Origin of the sequence: Neobacillus niacini (genome assembly GCF_036961885.1) — a bacterium.
Classification (GTDB): Bacteria; Bacillota; Bacilli; order Bacillales; family Cytobacillaceae; genus Neobacillus; species Neobacillus niacini_H.
Genome location: NZ_JBALNQ010000060.1, coordinates 41,888 through 49,216, shown reverse-complemented (window position 1 = coordinate 49,216; position 7,329 = coordinate 41,888). Strand labels below are relative to the sequence as shown.

At 37.1% G+C, this 7,329-nt stretch carries 5 protein-coding genes and 1 pseudogene; 1 reads left to right on the top strand and 5 read right to left on the bottom strand.

All coding sequences use genetic code 11. From position 1 onward, the window contains the following. Positions 1-63: 63 nt before the first annotated feature. A pseudogene (locus V7124_RS21825) lies at positions 64-194 on the bottom strand (IS110 family transposase); the annotation flags it as partial. 442 nt (positions 195-636) lie between these two features. Between V7124_RS21825 and V7124_RS21820 the strand changes: the two are divergent. Then, positions 637-1,542: a LysR family transcriptional regulator gene (locus V7124_RS21820; RefSeq protein ID WP_335493419.1), complete on the top strand. Its 906-nt coding sequence runs from the start codon at positions 637-639 to the stop codon at positions 1,540-1,542. A 322-nt stretch (positions 1,543-1,864) separates the two neighbouring features. Here the strand turns inward: V7124_RS21820 and V7124_RS21815 are convergent, their stop codons facing one another. From V7124_RS21815 to V7124_RS21800, 4 genes are all read right to left on the bottom strand, one after another. Continuing rightward, positions 1,865-3,109, bottom strand: a complete 1,245-nt coding sequence (locus V7124_RS21815) for an acyl-CoA dehydrogenase family protein (protein ID WP_335493415.1) — start codon at positions 3,107-3,109, stop codon at positions 1,865-1,867. A 105-nt stretch (positions 3,110-3,214) separates the two neighbouring features. Continuing rightward, positions 3,215-5,356 carry an acetate--CoA ligase family protein gene (locus V7124_RS21810; protein WP_335493412.1) on the bottom strand — a complete coding sequence of 714 codons (2,142 nt, stop codon included), beginning with the start codon at positions 5,354-5,356 and terminating at the stop codon, positions 3,215-3,217. Between the two features lie 61 nt (positions 5,357-5,417). Next, positions 5,418-6,722, bottom strand: a complete 1,305-nt coding sequence (locus V7124_RS21805) for a TRAP transporter large permease (protein WP_335493409.1) — start codon at positions 6,720-6,722, stop codon at positions 5,418-5,420. Beyond that, positions 6,712-7,248, bottom strand: coding sequence for a TRAP transporter small permease subunit (locus tag V7124_RS21800; RefSeq protein WP_335493404.1), 537 nt, complete (start codon positions 7,246-7,248; stop codon positions 6,712-6,714). The genes V7124_RS21805 and V7124_RS21800 overlap by 11 nt, the downstream gene beginning before the upstream one ends. Positions 7,249-7,329 lie beyond the last annotated feature (81 nt).

Here is a 7,329-nt window from a genome sequence, read left to right as displayed (position 1 = left end):
TCTGGATTCTGTTTTGATAGCATCTTTGCTCGACTCGCCAAAATAATGGTTCTTCCGCTTCAAGAATGATTTTTGGAGCACTCGTCCGCGGTTATCCACGAAACAAGCGAAGTGTGTACGATTGGCAATGTCGATTCCGACAACAAGTGTTTTTTCGGGACTTGAGTAATTTTCTGATTTTGTTTAAAATCCATATGGAGTGCTCCTTGGTTATCAAATTAAGGGTCCTTTCGCGCAACGATTTGACACCCCGCATGATAACCAGAGGTCTCTTTTTTTCAAGTCCCCGAAAATCCTTCAAACAGGAATGCTACTCTAGTGTTCCAAGTAATCTATCAATTCCATTGATACAAATACATCTTCGATGGAAACAAGTTCCACCTAGTATATACGTTTTAGATCTAACTGACTTGCACGGATGGTAGCCACATAGCCGCCCTTACCTCCCTCCTAGAACGACTAACTCAAACTCATGGGCATTCATGTTTTCCCTCAAACTTCAAGAATTATTTTGACGTACCGAATCTTTTTTTGATTTATCTGAATTTTTTATTTATAACATTTAATTTCCATAGTGTATAAGATATAATTATTGGTAAAGCTATATTAAATATCTATAGTTAAAGGATGATAGAATTGGAACCGAAAATCCTTCAATATGTAATTATGTTGGCAAACGAAAAAAACTTTTCAAGGGCAGCTGAACAACTTCATATAGCACAACCTTCATTAAGTTATCAAATTATTAAACTTGAAAATCAACTCGGTACGCAATTATTCAATAGGGGGCACGGTGAGGTTCAAATAACCTACGCTGGAAAAGTATTCGTTGAGCATGCATTAAAAATTATCGACCAATTTAACCAATTAAAAAAAGAAATTGATGATGTGGCAGATATGCATACAGGTCAGCTTTACATTGGAAGTTTGGCAACCACAGGAGCTTATCTTTTGCCGAAAGCCATCCCTTTGTTTAAAAATAAATACCCAGGAATTGATCTTGTACTTCTTGAAGATTCTACTCAAAATCTAGAATTACTAATCTCACGAGGACAGGTTGAAATTAGTCTCATGTCCATGACAATGCCGACTAAAGAACTTGAAGTGGAAACCATCCTAGAAGACGAATATTTCCTCGCTGTACCTCTCACACATCCACTAGCACATTCTAAGAAGATCGATCTAATTGATTTTAAAAATGAGTCTTTCATTCTCTTAAAAAAAGGTAGTCCATTTAGATCAGTAACGGAGAGTTTATGTAAAGAGGCTGGATTTGAACCAAAAGTGATAATTGAAAGTGTTAATATAATGACTTGTCTTTCTCTAGTATCAACCGGTATTGGAATAGCCTTTGTTCCAGGAATGGTGATAGGCAATACAACTTCTCATGAACCTCTAGCCTATTTGCGAATTAATCAGGTAGAGAAGCGGACAAGAAAAGTTGTTATTGCTTATAAGAATGGAAGGTATCTCACTAAAGCAGCAAGGTCTTTTATAGACATAATGAAAACGGTGACACTCTCCAATAACAACGATTTATAAGCTTATAAGTACAATTCCCACGTAATTAAGGAACTGCGGGAGGAGATAAGAAACAAACGATTGGTACGTTTGAGAATTTGTAGTGTCAGATGAAATCGATGTTTATGATAATTGAAAGAAGTAGGTGCTAGAACACCAAGTCGGCATTAGTTATCCTTAGTAGTCCAGTTACTAATTAAATAATTGGAAGAAAAAAGTAACTCACACTAGTTAGCGGACAGGGTGAGTTACTTTTTTTATGAGCAGGTACTAAAAAAACTTTTGTTAAGATAAAGAATTAGAAGCACTCCCTAGTGAACAAATTTTACAGTCCCCTCTCCTATTATCTAAAACTCCTGTCTCCTTTTAAAAGGTGCCGTGCAATTGTTCGTTTTTGTATTTCAGTTGTTCCATCAGGAATGCGTTGTGATCTGGCCCAACGCCATACTTTTTCAAGCTTTAGTTCGTTCGTTAATCCCATACCTCCGTGAATCTGCATACAACGGTCAACTACTTTTTGTACCATTTCAGTCGAATACGCCTTAATCATCGATATCTCTTTTACGGGGATCGTCTTTTGATTTTCCATTTTCCATGCACAGTGCAGAAGCATATTTCGAGCAGCATAGATTTCCATTGCACAATCTGCTAGCATGATTTGCACCGCTTGATGATTACCTATTGTTACACCGAACGTTTTCCTTTCATTTGCATAGTCAATGGCTTTATTTAATGCCCACTGAGCAGCACCCACACAATTTGCTGCCATTACAATCCGACCAATATCAATTCCATGGAGCGCTTTACCAAATCCTTGATGTAGTTCACCTATAATATACTTCTCATGAACTCTGGCATTTTCCAATGTAACAATTCCGATTCTTCCTCCTAAATGTCCTAGTGTAGGAATTACGGAGCTGCAAACGCATGTTTCACCATCAAAAGGAACTAAAAAGCATGTTATTCCGCCTTTTCTATTATCCGCTAAATCAGAATCTGTTATTGCAAAAATCATCGCATAGTCAGCATAGGGTGCATGTGTGATCCATTGCTTTGTACCGTTGATTACCCAATAGTCTCCATCTTTCACTGCTTTCGTCTTCATAGCCCAAATATCTGAACCTGCATCAGGCTCACTTAACCCGAAGCAAAGTTGAGTTTCTCCACTTGCTACACCCGGTAATATTTCTACTCTTACCTCTGGATGTAATCCTAATAATACTGAAGATAAACCATTAGAAAACAAGGCGATTGGAAAAACTTCCATAACAAGTGGATCAAGCCCGTATTTTTCCATTAAAAATTCATGAAGTAACGCTACAGCGATAGGACCATATACGTCTCCATTTCCCCCAAGCGTAGGGTCACCGAACATATTGTAAAATCCAGCTTTTGCAGACTTCATTCTAATCTCACGCATCACCTCTAATATTTCATCAGCATATACGCCATCTTCATTGTAATAATACCGCTCATTATCAAGCTGTTTCTGGACTTTCTTTTTAATTGGTTCTACTTCTTTTTGAATAAATTTATCTATGGCAGAAATTACTTCTTTTATCTCTTCTGGAATCTTTAAATCTATCATTTACTAATCTCCTTTCGATAACGAGAAGGCAAATATCTATTATTCTAAATATTTTGGATTTCATTTATCGATTAGCCTCCTCATAAAACTACTTACCTTGCGATATCATTTCTTCTTTAGTTGTATCAATGCATCCGCTGCTATTATTGATTCTCCGTCTTCAGAAATTATTAGTGGATTAAGATCTAACTCTTGTATGAAATCTTTTAGATCAAATGCTAAATGAGAAACTTGAACTAACAACTCTGCAAGTTTTTGTAAATTTACTGGTTTTCGTCCCCTAGCACCTTGAAGCAATTTATACCCTTTCGTTTCTTGAAACATTTCCATCGCATCATGTGTGGTAACCGGTGCCACTCTAAAGGATACGTCCTTAAGAATTTCTACAAATACCCCTCCAATTCCAAACATGACAGTTGGCCCAAATGTTTCATCATGGACCGTTCCGACGATGATTTCGTTTCCTTTAGAAATCATTTCTTCAATAAGGATCCCTTTAATTAAGCAATCAGATTTATAATTCCTTGCATTGTTCATAATCGTTCTATAAGCATGCTCAACTTCTTCACTCGATTTGATATTTAAAATAACACAGCCTGCATCAGATTTATGTAGTATATCTGGCGACTCAATCTTCATAACAACCGGATATCCTATTTTCTCTCCGGTTATGCAAGCTTCTTCTAAATTAGTAACCAATCTTGCAGCAGCTACTGGAATGTTATATGCTTCTAATACTTTTCTTGCTTCGAATTCACTTAGACTACGTTTCCCCTTCTGTATTTCTTGTTTCAACCAATCTTGTATTTCACTACCATTTGTAGAAGCTTCAAGACTCATAGACGATTCCCATATAAACTGGCCTCGTTCTTTCTTTTCCAAAATCTTACGATAATCCATCATTAGCTTCAATGCGCCAATAGCCCGTGTAGGATCAAGAAATACTGGAATCTCTGCATCAGAAAGCATTTGAATTACATGGTCGGCAGCAGCAAACCATGAAAAAATGATTGGCATTTCAGTCTGCCTCTTTAATTCTTTGATGTCCTCAACTAATTGTGGAGCAATGTGATCTAAAGTTGACATAAAAATAATTACTGCATCTACTGGTTTTTCCTCAATTAATATCTTTAACGTGTTTTTGATCATCTCAGGATGAGCAATAATCTCTCCCGTTACATCAATAGGATTAGCAGTATCTCCAAATTCAGGTATATTGATTCTTAGCTTTTCTTGAACTTCTGAGGAAAGTTCTGGTACTTCAATACCCAATTCCTCTGCTCGGTCACTAAGCATAATTCCTGCACCACCCGAAGGGGTGATGATTGCAAGTCTGTTTCCTTTTGGTATTGCTGTATTGGAACTTAGCATTAGAAAGTCCAACAACTCCTGTATATCATGGGCTCTTAGTATGGCATTTTTTTTATAAAAACCATCATACACTTGATGGCTTCCTGCCATAGAACCAGTATGCGAGGCTGCAGCCCTATTACCAACCTTTGAATTTCCAACTTTTAAGACCGCAACAGGCTTTTCTAATTGAAGTGCTTTTTTCCCTAGCTTGACCAATTTCTCTGGATCCTTTATGGATTCATTGTATATTCCGACAACATTTACCTCAGGATCCTCTAGTAGATATTCTGCCATTTCACTAACTTCAATGTCTAACTCATTTCCTGTACTGACAAAATATCTAAACCCTTTGTTTCTACGCATCGCTTCTGTACTCACCATGCTTCCGACAGCACCACTTTGTGATATGAATGCGATAGGTTTTGATTCAAAACTATGGATTCGCTCCGCAATAGTTGAAGCCGTTACAACTAATCTGTTATTTAATGCGATATAGCCTAAACAATTCGGGCCAAGAATCCTTAACCCTGATTCCCTGCAAAGTGCTTTAATTTCTTCCTGTGCTTTTCGACCTTTTTCTCCAGTTTCTGCAAAACCTGAACTAAAGATTAAGGCTGCCTTTACCCCTTTTTGAACACATTCCTTTAACACTGTTAACACACTGCTAGCTCGAATGATTAATAAAGCAAGGTCAATCTCATCCGGTACACTAGACAAACTAGGAAATGCCTTATGTCCAAATAACTCATCATACTTCGAATTAATGGGGTAAATCTTTCCCTCATACCCATACTTAATTAAAAACTGGGGAACCCTTGATGGAAACCCCGGTTTTGAAGATGCACCCACGATTGCAATACTTCTTGGATTAATAATAGCCTCAAGTGAACTCACGAGTCTTTAATACCCCCTTACTCAACTTCCAATACCATTCTTAATAAAACTTAAATAACTTTTAGCCTCTCATCGTTTCCGGTAAGAATAAAGCGATCTCTGGAAAGAATATCAAAAGGATAATCATGACAATGATAGGAACAACAAAACGTAATGCACCCTTAAAAATTTCTTCTAGTTTTAGCTCTGGTACTACACCTTTTAACACAAAGCAGTTCATGCCAACTGGAGGTGTTATTAAAGCCATCTCAACCACTAATACAATAATGACACCGAACCAAATGAAGTCATAACCTAGTGCATCAATAACAGGTAGTATAATAGGGATGGTGACTACAACCATTGCAAACGCATCCATGACCGCTCCCAGCAAAACGTAAAGTAAAATGATGCAAGCCAATATCCCTAATGGAGGCAAATTCACATTTGCAAAGAAGTTTGCAAGCATCATAGGAACCTTTGTGATGGCTAAGAAATAGTTTAAGATAAAAGCTGCCAAAATTATGGCAAACAAAAATCCTGTTGACTTCAGTGTTCTATTAAAAGCATTTACTAACACTTGAAAAGTCAATTTTCTTTTTACCAACGCAATAACAAAAGCACCGAAAGCACCTACAGAAGCAGCTTCGGTTGGGCTGAACCACCCAACATACATACCTCCAATGACAAGTATAAATAATAGAAAAATCCAAATTGTAGGCTTTAATGAGATAAATTTTTCCTTCCATGTACTTTTTTCACTGGAAGGGGCCAGCTTACCATTCATCCAAACAGAAATACTAACAGTTAACATGTACAAAATTGTAAGTATGATACCAGGTAAAATTCCTGCAATTAGCAATTTTCCGATAGATTGCTCTGTAAGCATTCCATAAAGGATAAACATTGTGCTTGGGGGAATTAAGATACCTAACGTTCCTCCAGCAACGATTGCGCCACTGCTAAAGGATTTGTCATAGCCATATTTCGTCATTTCTTTTGAGGCAATTGTACCAATCGTACCAGTAGTTGCTAGGCTAGAACCTGATGCTGCAGCAAAGATGGAGGATGCACCAATTGTCGCTAACGCTAATCCTCCTTTAAATCTACCTAACCATTTCCGAAATGTATCAAACAATTCAGAGGAGAGCCCTGAAACAAATAATAATTCACCCATTAGTACGAACATCGGAATTGTCGACATCGTGTAACTAAAGCTGTGAGACCATACAATCGTTTCAATTGCTGTTCCTAATGTTTTCCATCCTTTTAAGTAAAGGATTCCTATAAATGCAGGAACTGCCATTGCAATGGCAATTGGAGCTCGTAGAAACATCAGAACAAACATTAAAAGAATGCCAATAATACCAATCAGTTCAATTGACAAGGTGCTCCTCCCCCTTTTCATACGCTTTCTTACCCATTAACACAAGAATCCCATCAAAAACTTTTACCAAGGATTCGAGACCCCAAAGTAGAAATCCAAGTGTAACCATAAACTTAAACGGGTAAAGGGGAATGTCTAACATATCTGTTGTAGAGTGTAATACATTAAAATCTTTCAATGCGACAAAGAAATAATAATATGAAACGATCAAACAGACAATAAACGTTAGGGTAAAAGCAACAATGTCTATAATGACCTGTATTCTCTCTGGAAACTTATCAACAATTAGCCCAATCGACACATGACTATTTTCCGCTTGACAATAGGCCAATCCAAACACAATCATTACTACCATACCTAGCTGAACTAATTCTTTGTCGCCTAAGATGGGTTGGTGAAACAAGGTTCTTGAAGCAACTGCAAATGTAACAAAAAACATTGTAAATGCCATGCTGAAGAAACCAATCCATTTCGTACAAACCGTTATTTTTCGGGTTACAGTGAAATAAAGATTTATCGTAATCACCTTCTATTCTCAGAGTAAACGCTCATCCACAAAATGTTGATCAATTATTTAAATAATTGATAGTCCACTACTAACTAGCAG

Bases quoted from the DNA above. Each gene is read 5' to 3' on its own strand.
- V7124_RS21815 (WP_335493415.1), bottom strand. From the start codon at position 3,109: ATGATAGATTTAAAGATTCCAGAAGAGATAAAAGAAGTAATTTCTGCC.